At 36.6% G+C, this 20222-nt stretch carries 13 protein-coding genes; 3 read left to right on the top strand and 10 right to left on the bottom strand.

Annotated features, from left to right (window positions below):
• Nucleotides 1–80 precede the first annotated feature (80 nt).
• The 3 genes from BUC23_RS00500 to BUC23_RS00490 all read right to left on the bottom strand — a co-directional run bounded on the left by BUC23_RS00500 (nt 81) and on the right by BUC23_RS00490 (nt 2153).
• Entirely contained in the window at nt 81–674 is a 594-nt protein-coding gene (locus tag BUC23_RS00500) for a LemA family protein (RefSeq protein ID WP_073203716.1), read from the bottom strand.
• A gap of 68 nt (nt 675–742) precedes the next feature.
• Nucleotides 743–1075 carry a MerR family transcriptional regulator gene (locus BUC23_RS00495; protein ID WP_035670311.1) on the bottom strand — a complete coding sequence of 111 codons (333 nt, stop codon included), beginning with the start codon at nt 1073–1075 and terminating at the stop codon, nt 743–745.
• Between the two features lie 100 nt (nt 1076–1175).
• The gene (locus tag BUC23_RS00490) at nt 1176–2153 is read right to left on the bottom strand and encodes a M23 family metallopeptidase (protein ID WP_073203713.1); all 978 of its coding nucleotides are present in this window, start codon (nt 2151–2153) and stop codon (nt 1176–1178) included.
• Between the two features lie 340 nt (nt 2154–2493).
• Between BUC23_RS00490 and alaS the strand changes: the two genes are divergently transcribed.
• The 3 genes from alaS to BUC23_RS00470 all read left to right on the top strand — a co-directional run bounded on the left by alaS (nt 2494) and on the right by BUC23_RS00470 (nt 6784).
• Nucleotides 2494–5130, top strand: coding sequence for an alanine--tRNA ligase (gene alaS / locus BUC23_RS00480; protein WP_073203706.1), 2637 nt, complete (start codon nt 2494–2496; stop codon nt 5128–5130).
• Between the two features lie 74 nt (nt 5131–5204).
• Nucleotides 5205–6161 carry a GSCFA domain-containing protein gene (locus BUC23_RS00475; protein ID WP_073203703.1) on the top strand — a complete coding sequence of 319 codons (957 nt, stop codon included), beginning with the start codon at nt 5205–5207 and terminating at the stop codon, nt 6159–6161.
• Between the two features lie 2 nt (nt 6162–6163).
• A complete protein-coding gene (locus tag BUC23_RS00470) occupies nt 6164–6784 on the top strand; it encodes a DUF4230 domain-containing protein (protein WP_073203700.1) in 621 nt (206 codons plus the stop codon).
• Between the two features lie 83 nt (nt 6785–6867).
• On the opposite strand, the gene BUC23_RS00465 is transcribed toward BUC23_RS00470, so the two are convergent.
• From BUC23_RS00465 to BUC23_RS00440, 7 genes are all read right to left on the bottom strand, one after another.
• Entirely contained in the window at nt 6868–8625 is a 1758-nt protein-coding gene (locus BUC23_RS00465; protein ID WP_073203697.1) for an aromatic amino acid hydroxylase, read from the bottom strand.
• Nucleotides 8626–8846: 221 nt separating this feature from the next.
• Nucleotides 8847–9983, bottom strand: coding sequence for an esterase-like activity of phytase family protein (locus BUC23_RS00460; protein ID WP_073203694.1), 1137 nt, complete (start codon nt 9981–9983; stop codon nt 8847–8849).
• A gap of 63 nt (nt 9984–10046) precedes the next feature.
• Nucleotides 10047–10448, bottom strand: a complete 402-nt coding sequence (locus BUC23_RS00455) for a group III truncated hemoglobin (protein ID WP_073203690.1) — start codon at nt 10446–10448, stop codon at nt 10047–10049.
• Between the two features lie 60 nt (nt 10449–10508).
• Nucleotides 10509–11042: a DUF4136 domain-containing protein gene (locus BUC23_RS00450; RefSeq protein ID WP_073203687.1), complete on the bottom strand. Its 534-nt coding sequence runs from the start codon at nt 11040–11042 to the stop codon at nt 10509–10511.
• A gap of 51 nt (nt 11043–11093) precedes the next feature.
• On the bottom strand, nt 11094–13076 hold the full coding sequence (locus BUC23_RS00445; protein WP_073203685.1) for a urocanate hydratase: 1983 nt from the start codon (nt 13074–13076) through the stop codon (nt 11094–11096).
• Nucleotides 13077–13347: 271 nt separating this feature from the next.
• The gene (locus tag BUC23_RS17400; protein WP_167365540.1) at nt 13348–13524 is read right to left on the bottom strand and encodes a C1orf53 family protein; all 177 of its coding nucleotides are present in this window, start codon (nt 13522–13524) and stop codon (nt 13348–13350) included.
• 247 nt (nt 13525–13771) lie between these two features.
• Nucleotides 13772–19948: a DUF8202 domain-containing protein gene (locus BUC23_RS00440; RefSeq protein ID WP_456236307.1), complete on the bottom strand. Its 6177-nt coding sequence runs from the start codon at nt 19946–19948 to the stop codon at nt 13772–13774.
• Between the last annotated feature and the right edge of the window lie 274 nt (nt 19949–20222).

Here is a 20222-nt window from a genome sequence, read left to right as displayed (position 1 = left end):
ATCGTTTGTTTTTAAGGGTTGTCTCTTCAAATTAAATTTATTTGTCCTTCTAAAAATCTTAGAAGTTTAATAATCTAACTTTAGAATTTTACTTCAACAGGTTTGTCTGCACCTTCAACAGAGTTAAAATATGCTTTTTCTTTGAAACCGAACATACCAGCAAATAAAGAATTTGGGAACGTTTTAATGTGTGAGTTGTAAGGTTTTACTGCTTCGTTAAAACGAGTTCTCGCCGTTAAAATTTGATTTTCTGTACTGGCCAATTCGTCTTGTAATTTCAAGAAATTTTGATTGGCTTTCAAATCAGGATATTGTTCTACTGTAACCAATAATCGAGACAATGAACTGCTCACACCACTTTGCGCTTTGTTGAATTCCGCTAATTGTTCCGGAGTAATATTTGCTGGATCAATTTTTACAGAAGTAGCTTTAGAACGCGCTTCGATAACTGCTGTCAACGTACTTTTTTCAAAATCAGCGGCTCCTTTTACGGTGTTCACCAAGTTTCCAATTAAGTCATTTCTTCTTTGGTAGGCCGTTTGTACATCTCCCCAAGATTGTTCAACATTTTGGTTTAAAGTTACTGCCGTATTGTTAATTCCTTTAACCCAGCCGTAAATTCCAATAAGTACAACTACTGCGATAATCCAAGGTAAAAATTTTTTAAAATCCATTTTTGTTTAATTTAAAGTTTAGTGTTTATTTATATAAAATCTGCAATCGTTAATCTGTAATCAGAATGCTACAGTTGATTTTTAATATTTGTTAATTGTGTTCGTATTGTTTCCAGTTTTCGAATAATTTCAAATTTATCCAAGGTTTTCTTCTGACCTTCTTTCAAATGCGTTTTGGCACCTTCCAGCGTAAAACCTCTTTCTTTTACTAAATGGAAGATGAGTTGTAAATTAGTAACATCCTCAGGTGTAAACATTCTGTTCCCTTTAGCATTTTTTTTTGGTTTCAGAATATCAAATTCATTGTCCCAAAAACGGATTAGCGAGGCATTCACGTCAAATGCTTTGGCTACTTCGCCAATGCTGTAATACCTTTTGTCTTTAGATAATTCAATATGCATATCTGTTTTTTATTTTTTGTCCAGTTGAATTGTCACTGAATACTATTTTATGATCTTTTATCTGAACACTGTGAATTGAACACGGAATACTATTTTTGCATTAGTCTAATGATTGATTCTCCTGGTTCGCTAATTTTGAAATGGCAACATACTCAATTGCCGAAATATTTCCGTAATAAAAATTGAGCGGATTCACGACATTTCCGTCTTTATGCACTTCATAATGCAAATGTGGCCCTTCAGATCTTCCGGTGCTGCCTACATAACCTATAATGTCACCGCGTTTCACTCTTTGTCCGGCTCTACAATTATATTTACTTAAATGCGCGTATAAAGTTTCGTAACCGTATCCATGTCTAATTACAACGTGATTTCCAAATCCCGACGTATTGTTATCTGCATTTTTGACTACTCCATCGCCAGTCGCATAAATAGGAGTTCCTATATTTGCCGAAAAATCCATTCCTTCATGCATTTTTCTTGCCTTTGTAAACGGATCTGTACGGTACCCAAAACCAGAAGCCAAGCGTTTTAAATTCTCGTTCCTTACAGGTTGAATGGCAGGGATCGCAGCCAACAGTTTATTTTTAGCTTTCGCTAAATTTAAAATAACATCCAGTGATTTCGACTGAATTGCTAATTCTTTCGATAGTATGTCAACTCTTTTTGTCGTATTGATTACCAGTTGGGAATTATCATAACTCTGTAAAGCCTTGTACCTATTTATTCCTGGCAAACCTGCTTTTCGTACCGAGTCCGGAATTGCTGAGGTGTTAAAATATACACGATATATATTATTATCCCTATCCTCAATGGCCTCAACGACATCATCAACCTGATCCATTTTTTTATTTAAAATAGCAAAATTCAACTTCAAATTGTCAATTTCGCGCGCTTGCAAACGATCTTTTGGCGTTTCAAAATAAGGAGTGTTCAATAATACAATGAAACACAAAAATCCAAACAAAGCCGATGCCACTAAAAACAAGGCTGCAACACCAAATTTTTTTCTTTTTCTTACTTTTATTTTTCGGTATGCTAGATTTTCGGAATCGTAATAATATTTTACTTTCGCCATATTTTAAAATACCCTATTTTTGCACCTCGTAAAAGGTTAGTCGAACAAATTTAATAAATGTTTCATTTGTTCAACCCTTTTTTAAGGAATAAATAATATAATGTGCCTATTCCAGCTATTCGTTGCAAGTTCTCGTCCTGAAATCTTTTTTTCTAATGAGCCAGCAGGAGCTTCCTTCGGTCGCTCTGCCACCTCAAGAAAAAATAAATTTCAAAACCGCGAAGCTTTTCACTTCTATCTGGGGCAAAAGAAATTAAAAGATTTAATGATTAAAAGATTGAAAAATTCAATTCTAACTAATCTTTAAATTTTTGAATCTTTAAATATTTAAATAAAAACAATGACATCACAAGACGTACGTAAACAATTTCTGGATTTTTTCGCATCAAAAGGACACTTAATCGTTCCATCAGCACCCATCGTTCTAAAAGATGACCCAACCCTGATGTTCAACAACTCGGGAATGGCCCAGTTCAAAGAATATTTCCTTGGGAATGCCACGCCAAAAAGTAATAGAATTGCCGACACACAAAAATGTCTTCGTGTTTCAGGAAAACATAATGACCTAGAAGATGTAGGTTTTGACACCTACCACCATACCATGTTTGAAATGCTCGGTAACTGGTCTTTTGGAGATTATTTCAAAAAAGAAGCCATCAACTGGGCTTGGGAACTTTTGACAGAAGTCTATAAAATCCCAAAGGAAAATTTATACGTTTCAGTTTTTGAAGGAAATAAAGAAGAAAATGTACCATTCGATCAGGAAGCTTGGGATATTTGGAAAGAATTGATTGACGAAGACCGCATCATTCTTGGAAACAAGAAAGACAATTTCTGGGAAATGGGTGATCAAGGACCTTGCGGACCTTGTTCTGAAATTCACGTTGATTTACGTTCGGAAGAAGAAAAATTACAAGTTTCAGGAAAAAGTTTAGTAAACAATGACCATCCGCAAGTAGTGGAAATCTGGAATAATGTATTTATGGAATTCAACCGTAAAGCCGATGGTTCTCTAGAAAAATTACCTGCGAAACACGTTGATACCGGAATGGGATTTGAGCGTTTGTGTATGGCATTACAAGGAAAAACGTCTAATTATGACACGGATGTTTTTACGCCACTTATTGAAAGAGTAGAGCAAATTACAGGACTAAAATACACTTCAAACGAAGTTTTAAATATTAGTGAAGAACAGAATAAAACCAACATCGCTATTCGTGTAGTGGTGGATCACGTTCGTGCCGTGGCTTTTGCTATTGCTGACGGACAATTGCCTTCAAACACGGGTGCTGGTTATGTAATTCGTAGAATTTTACGTCGTGCCATTCGTTACGGATTTACGTTTTTGAATACTAAGGAACCTTTCATCAATCAGTTGGTTCCTGTTTTAGCCAATCAAATGGGGGAGTTTTTCCCGGAAATCAAATTGCAACAACAATTGGTTACGAATGTGATTCGTGAAGAAGAAGCTTCATTTTTAAGAACACTAGACCAAGGATTACAATTATTAGAAAATGTGGTTGCCGAAACTAAAGGGAAAACTGTTTCTGGAACAAAAGCATTTGAATTGTATGATACTTTCGGATTTCCAATTGACTTAACAGCATTGATTCTTAGAGAAAAAGGATTCGAACTGGACGAAGCTGGTTTTAACGCTGCGATGCAAGAACAAAAAAATCGTTCTCGTGCTGCATCAGAAGTTTCTACCGAAGACTGGTCTGTATTGATTCCTGGAAACGTAGAAACATTTGTGGGTTATGATCAAACAGAAAGTGACGTAAAAATTACTCGCATCCGTAAAGTGGACAGTAAAAAAGACGGTATTTTGTACCAAATCGTTGTAGATAACACGCCATTCTATCCAGAAGGTGGTGGTCAAGTAGGTGATAAAGGAACGTTGGTTTCTGCAAATGAAACCATCGAAATCATCGACACTAAAAAAGAAAATAACCTGATTTTACATTTTGCAAAAAAATTACCTGAAAATGTAAACGCTGGTTTTGTGGCTAAAGTAAATCAGGATTTGAGAAGTTTGTCTTCGAGAAATCACTCGGCTACTCACTTGATGCACCAAGCGTTGAGAAGTATTTTAGGAACGCATGTGGAGCAAAAAGGTTCGTTAGTAAATCCAAACTATTTGCGTTTTGACTTTTCGCATTTTGCCAAAATGACGGAGTCTGAATTACAACAAGTGGAAGATTTTGTAAATGCAAGAATCCAGGAACAATTACCACTTATCGAAAGAAGAAACATTCCTTTTGCGCAAGCAGTTGAAGAAGGAGCGATGGCACTTTTTGGAGAAAAATATGGTGATGAGGTTCGTGCGATTAAATTTGGCGAAAGCATGGAATTATGTGGTGGAATCCACGTGAAAAACACCGCTGAAATCTGGCATTTCAAAATCGTTTCTGAAGGAGCGGTTGCCGCAGGGATTCGTCGTATTGAAGCCATTACCAGTGATGCGGTTAAAGCACATTATGCATCGTATGAAAACACATTGAATGAAGTAAAAATAGCGTTGAAAAATCCTCAGGATATTTTGAAAGCCGTTCATTCGATGCAAGAAGAAAATGCCAAATTGGCCAAACAAATTGAGGCTTTGGTAAAAGATAAAGTCAAAAATTTGAAAGAGAGTTTAATTTCTGAAATACAGGAAATAAACGGCATACGATTCTTGGCGAAACAAGTCGATTTGAATCCGGAAGGAGCAAAAGATTTGGCTTATGAATTAGGAAATTTAGGGAATAACGTATTTCTTGTTTTGGCTACAGCCGACGAAGAAAAACCAATGTTAACCTGTTATATTTCTAAAGAATTAGTTGCTGATAAAAATCTAAATGCCGGACAAGTTGTTCGTGAATTGGGTAAATTTATCCAAGGTGGAGGCGGAGGACAACCATTTTTTGCTACAGCCGGAGGAAAAAATGTTGCAGGAATTCAGGAAGCTTTGGAGAAAGCGATTGAGTATATAAAATAAAGACTAACACGAATTACACTAATTTGCACAAATTAATTCGTGGAAATTAGTGTAATTCGTGTTTAAAATAAAATATGAACTTCAGAACCCAAATACCCATTCCTAAAAGTAATCATCTAAAAGATTATAATTCAAAGATTGTGTCTTTGGGTTCTTGTTTTGCGGTAAATATGGCGGAGAAGCTGGACTATTTTAAGTTTCAAAATAGCTGTAATCCAGTTGGTATTTTATTCCATCCGTTGGCGATTGAAAAGCTAATTGATTTTGCTGTTTCCTGGAAACAATTTACTGATAACGATATTTTTTTTCACAATGAACGCTGGCATTGTTTTGATGTGCATTCTGATTTAAGTAATTCAAATAAGGATGAATTATTAGAAACATTAAACACAATAATCAAATCAACAAAACAGGAGTTAGAAGAAGCTTCTCACATTATTATCACTTACGGAACCTCGTGGGTATATCGAAATATAGAAAGCGATTCTATTGTGGCTAATTGCCATAAAGTGCCACAAAAGCAGTTTACGAAAGAATTGCTTTCTGTTGAAGAAATAGAAGAAAGTATTGCAAATGCAATCAAATTAATCCATGCTGTAAATCCCAATTGCAACATCATTTTCACGGTTTCACCGGTGCGTCATATTAAAGACGGTTTTGTCGAAAATCAATTAAGTAAGGCACATCTAATTTCGTCTATTCACAGCGTTTTGGAAACTGAACAGGGTAAATCGAACACTGAATATTTCCCTTCCTACGAAATCATGATGGATGAACTTCGGGATTATCGTTTTTATGCCGAAGATATGTTGCATCCTAATCAAGTGGCGATAGATTATATTTGGAAGCGTTTCAAGGAAACAACGATTTCTGAAACCGCTTTTTCTACGATGGATGAAGTAGAAAGTATTCAAAAGAGTTTGTCACACAAACCTTTCAATCCTAATTCAACAAGTCATTTGAAGTTTGAATCCAAACTTAGAGAAAAAATCACTAAATTGGAAAGTCAATATTCATTTATGAAATTTTAATTATGCTTAGAAGAATAGGTATTGGAATAGCGGTTATTATCGGAATATTTTTATTGTTCAAATACTACGATTTCAAGAAAAATGATGATCAGGATATCAGTTACAATACTAATCTCATTCAGCAACAAATTGTAAACGTTGGTAAACTGGTGGTTACCGAAGGACATTTCTCTGAAGTGATAACCTATAAAAATCAACAAAAATATTTACTGGATATGCTTTCTTTCGAGAAAAAAGCATTAGTTATAGTAAATGCCGATGTGACGGTTGCGTATGATTTGCACAAAATGAAGTACGATATCGATGAAAAAAACAAAACCATCACGATTATTAGTATTCCAAAAGAAGAAATAAAAATAAGTCCTGATATTCAGTTTTATAATGTGGAACAAAGTAAACTGAATCCGTTTACGGGAGATGATTACAATAAAATCAATAAGTCAGTTAAAGCGAATTTAGCCAAGAAAATTGAAAAGTCATCCTTGAAAGCGAATGCTCAAAACCGCTTAATTAGTGAATTATCCAAAATATTGATTCTAACCAATACTATGGGTTGGAAATTGCAATACGAAGGAAAAGTAATCGAAAGCGAAAAAGATTTTGGTCAGCAAATAAAACTTTAGAAGAAATTTTAAACACGAATTTCACGAATTAGCCAATTAATTCGTGAAAATCCGTAAAAATCCATGTTTAATTTTCTTAGGTTTTACGCTTTCTCTTTATCAAAAATCAAATCCAAACCACCAGCAATCAAATGCGCTACTTCGGGTCTTTTTTGTTTTAATTGATCAAGATAAGTCATTACTTCCTGTAACAATTGCGGTTCATTTCTGTCTTTCAAAAGCTCCGCAATTTCAACAGCTAACAACCAATCGTTTGGATGATTGGTGCGTAATTTATCAAAAATTGGTGCTAATGAAGTTTCTGTATCCTTCGTTTCTCTTATGTTTCGAATCGTTTGGTATAAAACCTCTAAATCATCACGTTCCGCAGTATGTTTTGCCTTGATGGTTTTACTAGTAGGAACATGCGAAATCAAATCAAAACTATTCACATCAGCAGGACCTGAAAACGCCGAAATCACTTTTTTTCCAATCGCCATATCATAATTGCCCCATTCCGGTTGAAACAAAATAGTTTCTCCGTGTGTCACGGTACAGTTTTTCAAACTGATTAAAATAATCTCTCCATGCAAGTTTCTGGATCCTGTGATAATTTCCCCTTTTACGGTGATATCACCTTCAAATTCTAAGGTTACACTTTTACTTTCAGTGATGGAATAGGCACTTAAATCTCTTGGACTCATGTCCTCAATTGCAAGATTGATTCCTTTTAGTTTCCCAATAGGACTACCAAAACCTTCCGGATGTTTACCAGTTCCATGACCTACTAATTCTTTTTCTCTATATGATAAAGCCGTTTTTCCGGTTGTTTGGATATAAACGGGTTTTCCTTCTTCTTCAATAACATTGGCGAAAACGCCCGAAATCTGAATTCCGGTGCTCAATTCAATCGTTCCTAAAGCATTCGAATGAATCAGTTTATTAATTCCCGATAATCCTCCGGTACGCAAGGCCATTTTATTGGCAAACTCTTCTAAAACCAAGCTTAAATAAGCAAAATCTGGAGTGACATAAAGCTGTGGTTGCAGTTTAGTAATGTCAAAACTTTGGTTCGCCGCTGAGATATCGTAAGGAATTTTCTTCACGTTATCCGTCATGCACCAAGCACTTTCTCCTATTGACGAAAGCAGTCCAGCACCGTAAATTTTAGGATTATCAACAGTTCCAATCAAACCATATTCTACGGTCCACCAATGCAGGTTTCTGATATGTGCCATTTCCGATAAATCGCCCATGTTGTTCTGCAAATCTTCTACCGCTTTTTCGGCAGCATCAATGTCTGCTTGCGGCGTGTCTTCAGCTTCTTTCAAGATAGAAAGCAGTCGGATGGCTTCGTACATTTGGTAATCTTTGTGCGAAGAAATTGCTTTACAGCCTATTTCTCCAAAACGGCGCAGGTACTCCGCATATTCCGGATTGGCAATAATTGGCGCATGACCGGCACCTTCGTGAATAATATCCGGTGCGGGTGTGTATTCTATATGTTCGAGTTGGCGAATGTCGGAAGCAATTACAAGCACATTATAGGCCTGAAATTCCATAAAAGCATTTGGCGGAATAAAACCGTCCACCGCAACGGCAGCCCAACCTATTTCAGTCAGAATTCGGTTCATGCCGTACATGCTTGGGATGTTATCTACTTCGATTCCTGTTTTTTTCAATCCTTCCAAGTAGGAACTATGCGCCACTTTTGATAAGTAATCCACATTTTTACGCATCACGTAGCGCCAAACCGCTTGGTTTATGGGCGTATAATCGCTATAATCCTGAGGTTTAATGAATTGTTTTAAGTGCTTTGGCAATCGGTCTAATAACGGATTGCTTTCTATAGTTGAGTTCATATCGAAAACGTTGTAGTTCTACTGCAAAAGTACGAATTTCAGGAGCTATTTCCCGATTTTCATTGCAAGTTTTTGCAAACCCGTTTGTTTTTCTAAAGTTCATAAAAGAGCTTCCTCCGGTCGCTTTTTATAAACAAGAAAAACCAAAACGGCTTTCGCAAAAAGCTTTTCATTGCACTCGGGGCTAAGGGAGTTGGAGTGTGATTGATGATTTTTTAGATTTAGTACTTCATCAACTCAAACACCAAGATCTGCGTTTTTTGTTTGTCTGAAAAATTATTGTCCGAAACAAAAATGATAGATGGATTGCCATTAGCCAAATTTGGTCCAAAAGTAAGTCCTTCGATATTATCTATAAAAATCCCCAAATCATCCATGTTTAGGATTAGTTTCTTGGAAGCCAATTCAAAATTTTCATTTTTTAAGGAAGCATAATTTTTTACATTGGTCGCTTTTTTTAAATCACATAAAAATACTTTTACCGTGCAGGCTTGCGTACCGGTAGAGTAGGAGCGTTCCACAACCAATAACTGGTTTTTACCAAAATACTGAATTGCGGAAACACCATTTACAGCAAAAGCTCCTTTCGGATTGGGTTCAAGTGCAATTGGTTCCAGTTGGTAGCCGAATTGTGCGGTGTTCTTTTTTGTTTTGGTATTAAATTGATACAATCTAATCAAACCGCCTTTGCTGGTGTTGGCTTGGTCGCCATCTTCAAATAAAGGTTCTTCAATGTTGGTGTAGATAGTTTTGTATTTAAAATCGAAAGAGATTCCTTCCAAAGTTCCGTTATTTCTTGGTCCTTTTTCTTCTTTTTGTATTTCTAAATTCTTTGGCAATTTGGCTTTGCCAAGAAAATTACCTTTCAAATCTATGAAATTTAGGGAAGGGTTCTGTAAAATTTCCTTGTCTGCGTTAATCACTCGCGCTCCTTCGCTACTCCATACTAAGGAATTTGTTTTTGGATTGTATCGCATATCTTCCGGATCACAAGCTGTAGTTGGGGTTGTATTCCAGTTGCCATAATTTTTTCCGGCTTCATCTTTCAAATAAGTGACATTTTGAAAATCAATGCTTTTTATCTTGCCTTGGGGCAAATTAATTTTTGCGGTATAAAATCTTGAATCGTCAAAAACGGATCTGTCATCACAGATTAGGTAATATAAATCTTTTTTTGCATCGTAGTCGATTCCGGATAATCCACCAACCTTGGTACCTTCAAAAGTTTTGTCAAAAGGAATTTCAATCGAGCTGATTAGTTTCAAACGCGGCGTTGCTTTGTTTTCTGCCGTTTGTTTTAAATTGGAACAAGAAAATAGAAAAGCTGGAAAAACGGCCAGAAATATTAATTTACGCATAAGGGAATGTGTTGCTGTTTGCAAAAAGGAATAGATTTTGGATAAAAAAAAACACTTTAAAAACTATGAATTGTTCGTTTGATTTTTTTCAAGATTGCGGAAATAGTCAATTTTGTAATTGAACATTTCGGCCATATTTTTAGCGCGAAGCTTTGCTTCTTCTGCTAATGGACCTATAAATAAACTATCAGTAGTTTCCGTGAAAATTTCCATCCAGCGTTCAAAATGCTCTTTGCCAACAGGCAGTTGTTTGTGTGGTGGAAATGGACTTCCGGAATAGGAGTGAACTTCGAGTAAAATAGTTTGCCAAAAGCGATACATTTTTTCCAGATGTTCGGGCCAGCGGTTGACTATTTTCTCATTAAATATGGTTCCAATAAATTCGTCTTTTTGAACTTTAGAATAAAAAGTATCTACCAGTAATTTGATATCTTCGAATGTGGTAATGTCGTTAAGTTTTGCCATGATTGGGTATAAAAAAAGCCTACGCAAAGGTAGGCTTTTATGTTGAAATGTAATGGTAAACTATTTTGCTTTAGGCGGGAATTGTTCTAAAATTTTAGAAACATATTCATTGATTTGGCTTTCTTTTTTATCGTAGTTTTCTGTTAAATATCCCACACCTTGACCTTCCCATACGAGTTCTTTTTTCTTGGCATCAATTAAATCAATATAAAGGGTTCCTTCTGTTGTTGATGATACATAGGTGCGCCCTCCCCAAAGATATGGGTTCCATCCGTAGCCCCATCCATAACCCCAACCGGCGTTGTATTGATCTACATCTATTCGTTCTCTTTCTTTTGTGAGAATGTTTATTAATAAATCAGGATTTTCACTTTTTGACATTCCTTTTTTAGTAAGTTCATTATCAATTGCATGAAGAATTCTTTTCTTATCAAATTCTGAAATCTGAACTCTATCAATCCCTTGTTTATGAAAGGCATAGGTTTTGTATTGACTGAAATCTACATTTTTGTCATAATCAGAATTTACTCTAATCGAGCTGCAGGAGCCCAATATAAAAAGAAATAGTATCGGAATGAATTTAATTGCTTTCATAATGTAAATATTTGATTGTTAATTCTTTATTATAAAGATACGGCCAAATTTTTAAAAATCCAACAAATTGTCGGCAACTGAGTTAGGAATGGTTACCTTCAATAGAGGCTGCGCTTCCATGGCTCTTTTTATGGCAAAAATGGCTCCGTCATTACGCGCCCAGCTTCTTCTGGAAATTCCATTGTTGACATCCCAGAAAAGCATAGATTCTAAACGTCTTGATGCTTCTTTAGATCCATCAAGAACCATTCCAAATCCACCATTAATTACCTCGCCCCAGCCAACTCCTCCACCATTGTGAATGGAGACCCAAGTGGCACCACGAAAGCTGTCTCCAATGACGTTTTGTATCGCCATATCAGCAGTAAAACGGGAGCCGTCATAGATGTTAGAAGTTTCTCTGTAAGGTGAATCAGTACCGGAAACGTCATGGTGATCCCGACCTAAAACTACAGTTCCAATTTCACCTTTGGCAATAGCCTGATTAAAAGCTTCGGCAATTTTCACACGTCCTTCGGCATCAGCATAAAGGATTCTGGCTTGAGAACCTACGACCAATTTATTTTCCTGAGCACCTTTTATCCAGTGAATATTATCCTGCATCTGCTGTTGAATTTCTTCGGGAGCTGTTTTTGCCATTTCTTCCAGAACCTGACAAGCAATTAAATCTGTTTTGGCTAAATCTTCTGGATTCCCTGAGGCGCAAACCCAACGGAACGGACCAAAACCATAATCAAAACACATAGGACCCATAATATCCTGTACATAACTCGGATACCTAAAATCAATATGATTCTCTGCCATAACATCAGCACCGGCACGGGAAGCTTCCAGTAGGAAAGCATTTCCGTAATCAAAGAAATACGTTCCTCTGGCAGTGTGTTTATTGATAGCAGTAGTGTGGCGACGCAATGTTTCCTGAACTTTTATTTTGAATAAATCCGGGTTGTTAGCCATCATTTCATTCGCTTCTTCAAAGGAAACGTCAGCAGGATAATAGCCGCCCGCCCAGGGATTGTGTAATGATGTTTGGTCTGAACCTAAATCGATATGGATATTTTCCTGATCAAATTTTTCCCAAACGTCCACCACGTTTCCGAGGTAGGCGATAGAAACAATTTCTTTGTTGGCTTTCGCCAAAGCGACTCTTTGTACTAATTCGTCAATATTTTCAATCACTTCATTGATCCAGCCTTGGCTGTGGCGAATATGAGTAATTTTTGAATTTACTTCGGCACAAACGGTGATGCAACCGGCAATATTACCTGCTTTGGGTTGTGCGCCACTCATTCCGCCTAATCCTGAAGTTACGAATAAACCACCTGTAGGACTGCGTTTTATTTTTCGGAAACCATTCAAAACGGTAATTGTTGTTCCGTGAACAATTCCTTGCGGACCTATGTACATATAACTTCCGGCAGTCATTTGTCCGTATTGCGAAACGCCCAAAGCATTCATTTTTTCCCAGTCGTCCGGTTTAGAATAATTAGGAATTACCATTCCGTTTGTTACTACCACTCGTGGCGCTTCTTTGTGCGAAGGGAACAAACCCATTGGATGACCTGAATACATCGTCAATGTTTGCTCATCCGTCATTTCTGATAAATATTGCATGGTTAATAAATACTGTGCCCAGTTTTGGAAAACGGCTCCATTGCCACCATAGGTAATCAATTCATGGGGATGTTGCGCCACGGCATAATCCAAGTTGTTTTGAATCATCAGTATTATAGCTTTTGCCTGTTCGCATTTTCCCGGGTATTCGTTAATTGGACGCGCACGCATTTCATAATCGGGACGAAAGCGATACATATAGATGCGACCGTATGTTTCTAGTTCTTGACGAAATTCTTGTATTAGCTCGCCATGATGCTCTGGTCCGAAATAGCGCAAAGCATTACGAAGGGCTAATTTTTTCTCCTCTGCCGAAAGGATTTCTTTTCGTTTCGGAGCATGATTAATGTCTGCCTCATACGGTTTAGGCTGAGGTAGTATAGAGGGAATTCCCTGTTTGATTTGTTCTTGGAAAGTCATGTTTTTTTATTGAAAAATTTAAATATTGAAAAATTTAAAGAAATTGCAATGTTTTTCACATTTTTATGTCTTCAAATTAACTCGTTTTCGAATTGTATTTATACTCGATTCGCATTTTGTTCCTCATTTTAATTAAGGAATGCAGTCAATAAAAAAACGGCTATGGATAACGAATATCCGACCTGTGGTAGGATTTATGAATTTTGATTCTATATTTTTGAGATTGAATATCCATTTTTATTGGTGAGTTGATTTTGTGATTGAACTCTCTCTACTTTTTTAAATTTCCCGTTTTCTTATCATAACCGTACGGACAATGACGACAGCCGCTTTTGCAACAATATCCTCTTTTTAAATGATGTTTTTCTGTAAAGCATTTATAACCTTCAGGCGTAAAGTAGAAGTCTTCGCCTTCAATTAATTTAGTTTCATTATTCTCGTCAATCATGTTCGGGTATTATTATGAAAATTAGTTAGAATATTTCAATTTATACGATTTACTCAAACGATTGCGTTTTTCGTTAAAGGAATTATTTTAGTTGCACAAATTTATAAATTTTATAATCTAAGTTAGAATGATTCCCTTTCTATTTTTTTGAAACAAATTAAATCATTTGATTGTCGTAAATATTTTTAAATTTTTCAAAAAAAAAACCACTCGGTGAGGAGTGGCTTTTAGAGTTAAGTTTTGCAATTTAGTATATTATTTTTTTGGAAACTACGGTATCATCGTCTAAAGTGATTTTTACAATTAAACCCGCCGTCGTTTTGTTTAAATGGCTCAAGGTATATTTTAGTGCATTTACCTTTGTATAACTATCAATTTTTCTTCCCAGTAAATCATATACTGTGATGTTTTTTATCACATGGTTTGAAGATTGAACCGTTACGTTTTGATTTACAATCACATTTACTTCCGTAGATTTAGACAAACTAAATGTATCTGTTCCTAAAGTTTTTTCAGTAAAACGAAGATAGAATCTATCGTTAAAAGTTCCTTCTGGAAGTTCTATCTCATAAAGCGCGTCCTTTATATTGTGATAGGTATCGTCTGATTTATCATAAATATAAACATTTTGACGATTATCAAAATTTTCTAATTCATCAATTGTAAAGGATACTTTTCCTACTGTGTCAGATCTTACACCAATTGGGAAAGAAGCATCTTCATCGAAAAAACCTTCGCCTTGAATTACTAATTGGTTTTCTCCATTCAACAAATACATATCATTAGAAAAATCGTCAAAATTTAATCCATCATAACCATAATCCATTTTGCTTGTCGCTTTTTCATTCATGAATCCAATTAAAACTTGGCGGTGAAAATCATTGTGCGAATTAAAACCTAAACGAATTTTTTTGTAGTTGTCTTCCTGTATAGCGTCATTTGCATTATCGGACCAATGATTTGGTTTCTTGTTAGCTGTTTTATATAACACATTAGAGTTAGCATCAGTCTCTCTTTCAAATCCTCTTTGACTATTTTTAAAAATAACATTTCCTCCGGTTGCACTCCCATTTACAAAAAAGCCCTGACCTACTGGAATAAATTTATTAGGAATACCTCTTGATGGAGATCCTGCTTTACTTATGAAATCTACACCAGAGGAGGAAGGAGCAAGACCTCCGGTAAGATTCCTTGCGGCATAGCCACCTTGATAACCTGCTAAATTATGGGTGTTGTTACTGGCGTAATGTTCCCAGAAATACAATGTTCCATCTATTGTGTTGTCATCTGGTCTTTGAACGGAATTTATATTATCCGTTATAAAAGCATCAGCATCAATAGCTGACGGGTAAGGATTTCCGGTAAGTAATAATTGATCAATACCCAAAGTATTACTGATAGTCCCATTATTTGGTTTTCCTACAAAAGTTAGATTTTGGGTTGCCGTTGGAGCTCCACTTCCTTTTAAAGTAAATCCTTTACCAACTTGCAGTAACCCTGTTTCTCCTATCTGAGTGTAATTCGCGTAGTCATTTGACAAGTTATCAAATTTATAAATCCAAAAACGAGCGAGGCTTATGGGCGATTTTGCCGATCCATCATATCCATCTACCCAACTGATATTTGTAGGCGTTCCAGTTGTACCATCTTTTAATATGCCACCAACTGTGTAATTGGTATTGTTCGCTGTATTATTAATAGGGTTTACAGGAGAACTCCAGTAATTATAATTGAATTTATTAGATTGCCCTTGCTGGTCTCTTTCGATGAAACCATTGCTTGAAGCGTCTAAGTCACTCCCTTCTTTTTGAATTAATTGGGAACGTCCCTCTAGATCAATTTTTCCGTCTAATTTCAAGTAATGGGAGACTTCAATTTTGCTGTCATTAATTGCATTTAAAGTATTAGTATTTACAAATAATCCCATAAGAATTTTATTCCCTTCAGACGTAATATTATGATTTGTTTTTACAATATTCCAATCAATAGTTTTCGAAGGATCTTCAATAGATACGCTAAATGGTAAATCTTGTAAGGTATTATTCAACCATGTTGCTGGAGACTGCCATAACCCATTGGCTTGGGATTCATATGGTAAAGGAGCAGTTTGTGCATCTACCGTGTTCAAATTTCTCAATGCGGCATAATTATTATTACCGGAGATGTCTTTGGCATTAGTATAGGTGTAAGTTGACATTGGATAATATGCATCTAAAGCAGTCCAAGGAACATTGCTGATATCATTTAGTGATATTGAATTAGGAATTATTGCGCCATTAGTAGATACACTATTTTTTATAATTTCCTGATTCATTACATATCGAAATTGTGCTTCAGTTAAAGCAGTTTTCCAAATACGAACTTCATCTATTGCTCCATTAAAATAGGAGGTTGGATTTACACCATCTGCGGCAGCGATTAAAAAGGATTGTGTAGTTGGTGGAATATTAGGCATTGAAGTGTTGCTTATTTTTGTCAAACCATCAATGTATATTTTAGCAGTTGTCGTTGCACTATTGTAGGTAATACCGATATGATGCCATTTTCCCAATGGAATTATCTCACTTGATGTAATAGAATATTTAGTAGTGCCTACCATCCAACTCATTTCTGCTTTTCCAGCGGTGTTTATGCTTAAATCATATCCTTCGGTAAAAGTTGCATTTCTTTTGGATAGGATTGTTTTGTTGGAAGAATTTCTTTTTACCCAAGCAGAAACAGTAAACGATGTATTTAAATTTAAGACTTTCCCAGAATCAAGATAATCATCAGCACCATCAAATGAGATACTGCGCACAAAAGTTTTTTCTGGAGCATATCCAAAAGTGATATACTTTGTGCCGTTAAAATCATAGGTAGTCTCCAGATTCGAACCATTAATCGTCATAATACGGTATTCAGCAGTTGGATTAAAAACAGGGGTATTAGATATAAACATCAAGTAGTCACCGGGAGGAGTAATTGTTGAGGTTAGCATGGCCGAAGGAATTGATACTTTAGTTGCTGCTACATTTCCTCCGGTCTCAACTACTTTCCATGTTCTGCCTACAGAGATAAAGCTCACAGCACTTGTTAAACCTGATATACCCGCGCTCATATTTACTTCAACAGCTGGTTGTGCTTGCAATGTTCCGCGATTGTTTCCCCAAACCAAGAATTTTTTGTCGGTATCGAAAGAATTAATATTTTCAGTATTAGTTGCATAAATAGTACTCAAACCTATTGTTATGTCGTCTGTAGTATTGATACTTTTAGATTGTTTCTGGTTTAACCTTGACAAGTCGTCTCGACCTATTCCAGTTATGTCATAATTGTAACCGGTATTTGCCGTAACGTCCCATAAAATGTTTGAAGAGGAGTTGGTGTAATTTATTGAAGTGCCATTTATTCCAAGGGTTATCCCGTATTTTATAGCTAAATAACTTTGAATATTACTTCTCTCATTACTATCATTTTTCCTGGAGCTGTATGTAATTACTTCAGCAACTCTTCCGTCTAAACTACCGTCCCATCCTTCACTTCGTCCAATCCAAAATCTAGAATCATTTACGTTCGAAAATAGTGAAGCGTCCGTTGTTAAATTGACGATGTTATTGGCATTAAAGTATAATTCTGTTCCTGTTGCCGCACTATTGTTTCGAGCATTTATAATACCTGCCGAACTGTATGAAGCCGAAGTGCTTTGCTGTGCAACTCCATAACCTATACCTGCTCCGGAAGACGTTCCTAATGCGTACGTTAAAATTTCATTACTCATTCTGCTGGTATAATTTCCATAACCAATACCTGTCGCATCTGTTTCTTGTGCAGCATTGTTTTTATCTCCACAAAAAATATCCATACTTGGCAAAGATGAGGTCACCGTAACATCAGGTATCATAACCACAAAAATATCCTGACTGTAAAAACCAGAGGCTCCTTTTAAATATTGCCTGGAAGCATCGTTATCAGTATATACCTGTGGAGTAGTAGCATAATTGTTTGTAAAGTCAACAACAGAGTTGAAATTAATGTTGTGCGTTGCATTATTTCTATATTTTGGTGCACCCACAGCTGATGGCTTTGTAGCATCACTACCGCGACCTTGTGTGTTCCAAGTGATTACATCAGTATTATCCGCAAGATTAGTTGTGCCATTAATTAAGTCCGGTCTCAACCATAATTGTAAATCGGAAGTGACACCTCCAGGACCAAAAGTTAATGGAGCTATTGTTCCCGTTCCTTGAATCGAAAAATCATAAGGATTTTCATCACTATCATTATTTACAATAGAAATTGTTGCAGTTCTAGTTCCAATAGTACTTGGATTAAAAACTATAGTAAAAGTTGTTGAATTTCCTGCAATTATTGTTGTACTTGGTAAATTTGCTATGGAGTAATCAGCAGCATTTGCCCCAGAAAAGCTAATTGTTCCAATCGTTAAATTAGTATTTCCACTATTTTGAATAGTAAAGGTTTTTGTAGTTGCTATACCTACGGTTGAAGAACCAAAATCAGTGCTATTTGTAGTCGTTGGGGTTGTATTACCATCAAAAACGGTATTACCATTTCCTGCGATATCAATTTCAGGAGCATTATAATTCACCGTTAGGTCAGCAGAACTTGAAGGGCATGAAGAGGAACTAATTGTCCAACGAAAGACATAAGTTCCAATTAGGCTAACTGTAGCAGTTGATGTACCTGAAGAGCTGGCACTAAAAGTTACAGTACCTGGCCCAGATATTTTTGTCCAAGACCCCGAGCCAGAAGTAGGTGTGTTGCCTCCTAATGAAGTTGATGTTAAACTACCATTTATATTCTGATTACTTCCTACCGTTGCTGTTGTTGGTGGGGTATTTACAACTTGAGTTTTTGATGCAGATGTTGTGCCACAAGAGCCTCCTGATGATGTGAGTGTTAGTGTTGCTGTTCCGGTATAAGTTGTTGGCGGCGTCCATGTCGCTGAGTTAGGTGTTGTGCCAGTATTATTAGCGAACACACCGCCAATACCTCCGTCTGACCATATTGCGCTAGTAGCCGCCCCACCAAATGATCCTCCTAATGCTGTTGATGTGCCACCTTTACATATTGCGGTAAGTACTGGCCCGGCATTGATAGTTGGGCTTTGATTTACAGTAAAAGAGGCAGAACTGCTAGCTGTACCATTTGTGGTTGTTACCATAACTGTTCCCGTTGTTCCAGATCCTATAACCGCAACTAAAACCGTACCTGAATTTGAAGTTATTGAAGAAACGGCAGTCCCACCAATTTTGACATCTGATGCAGTTGCACCTGCTAGGTTTGTACCATTTATAGTGATTGAGGTACCCACGCATCCACTAGTAGATCCTAAACTAGTAATAGTTGGAGTAGTAGATGAGGTAACATCTAAGACGTAATCCTCAGATTGACCTGAACTATAGGAACCGCAAGGATTTGTAATAGAATTGTTACTTTTAATAACTCGCAGACGGGTTTTTCCTAATATTGCGCCGCTAGGGACAGTAATATTTCCACTGCTAAGTTTACCGTCTGATCCATTTGAATTTGTGATTGTGGGAAGATCTATTATTTCGTTTGATAGATTTCCGAAAACTCCATTTTGGTCCCAATCAATATATACTCTAATATTGTTTAGGGAATTACCATTTGTGTTGCCTTGAATAGAAATCGAATTAGTAGTTGATCCTTGCACTACAGATCCATCGTCACAAAATATTTCACTTCCTGGAGTTCCGTTTATAGAGGCAGACGAAGTTTTGTTTATACCTGCAAAAGTGACATTTGTTATTGGTCCCACAGTTGAAAAACTGGAATTACAGTACGTTTTTAAATTAGAAGTGTAGGTTATTGTTATTCTTCCTTCCCCTCCTGAACCACCAGTTCGAGAATTCCCGGATCTGTCGCCAGAAGAACCTCCGCCGCCTCCAGGATTTGAGCCATTTCCACCATTTCCACCAATCGTACCTCCAGCACCTCCGCTCCCTCCAGCACTCCCTGCATTTCCTCCTGAACCACCAGTTGATCCAGATCCTGTTCCACCTATAAAACCAGTAAAGTTAGATGTTCCTCCTGATGCTGTCCCGCCACTTCCTCCAGCTGTTAATGTTCCACCACCACCACCATTTGCTGTAAATATTGAATAAGAAGAGGCACCGCCAGCTCCTCCATTGGTGGAGCCCGCAGTACCTGCAGCACCAACAATAACTGTAATTACTTGGCCGGGGGTAACGGCAATTGTTCCAATGGTGTATCCACCCCCACCCCCACCGTGACCTACGGCTCCGTCATTAGTGTTATCGCCATATCCGCCACCCCCACCGCCCCAAGCTTGTACTTGAATTGACGTAACGTCGCAAGGTAATGTCATTGACCATGTTCCAGGTCCGGGGGGGGATGTGACAGTAGTTGTTTGTCCATTTACATTTGATCCGAAAGGGATCATAATAGCTAAAATGAAGTATAGTTTTAAGGATTTTTTTTTGAATATGTTACCACGCTTTTTTTTAGAGGGAGCAGTATCAAAACTTAAATTATTTTTATTGTAATTTTTAGTAAAGTAATTTTGTTGCATATTTATTTATGTGGTATTTAGTTTTATCGGCTTGTCTTAAAAAAAACAGTGTTCCTTGTATATAAATACCTACGTAAAAAATATAGGATTGGTTTTATTTAATTGTTTTAATTTGAAATTAGATTCGTGTTAATTTTAGTGCGTA

The organism is Flavobacterium xinjiangense (assembly GCF_900142885.1).
Lineage (GTDB): Bacteria > Bacteroidota > Bacteroidia > Flavobacteriales > Flavobacteriaceae > Flavobacterium > Flavobacterium xinjiangense.
The sequence above is the reverse complement of the archived record's forward strand: the minus strand, read 5'-3'. Positions and strand labels throughout refer to the sequence as shown.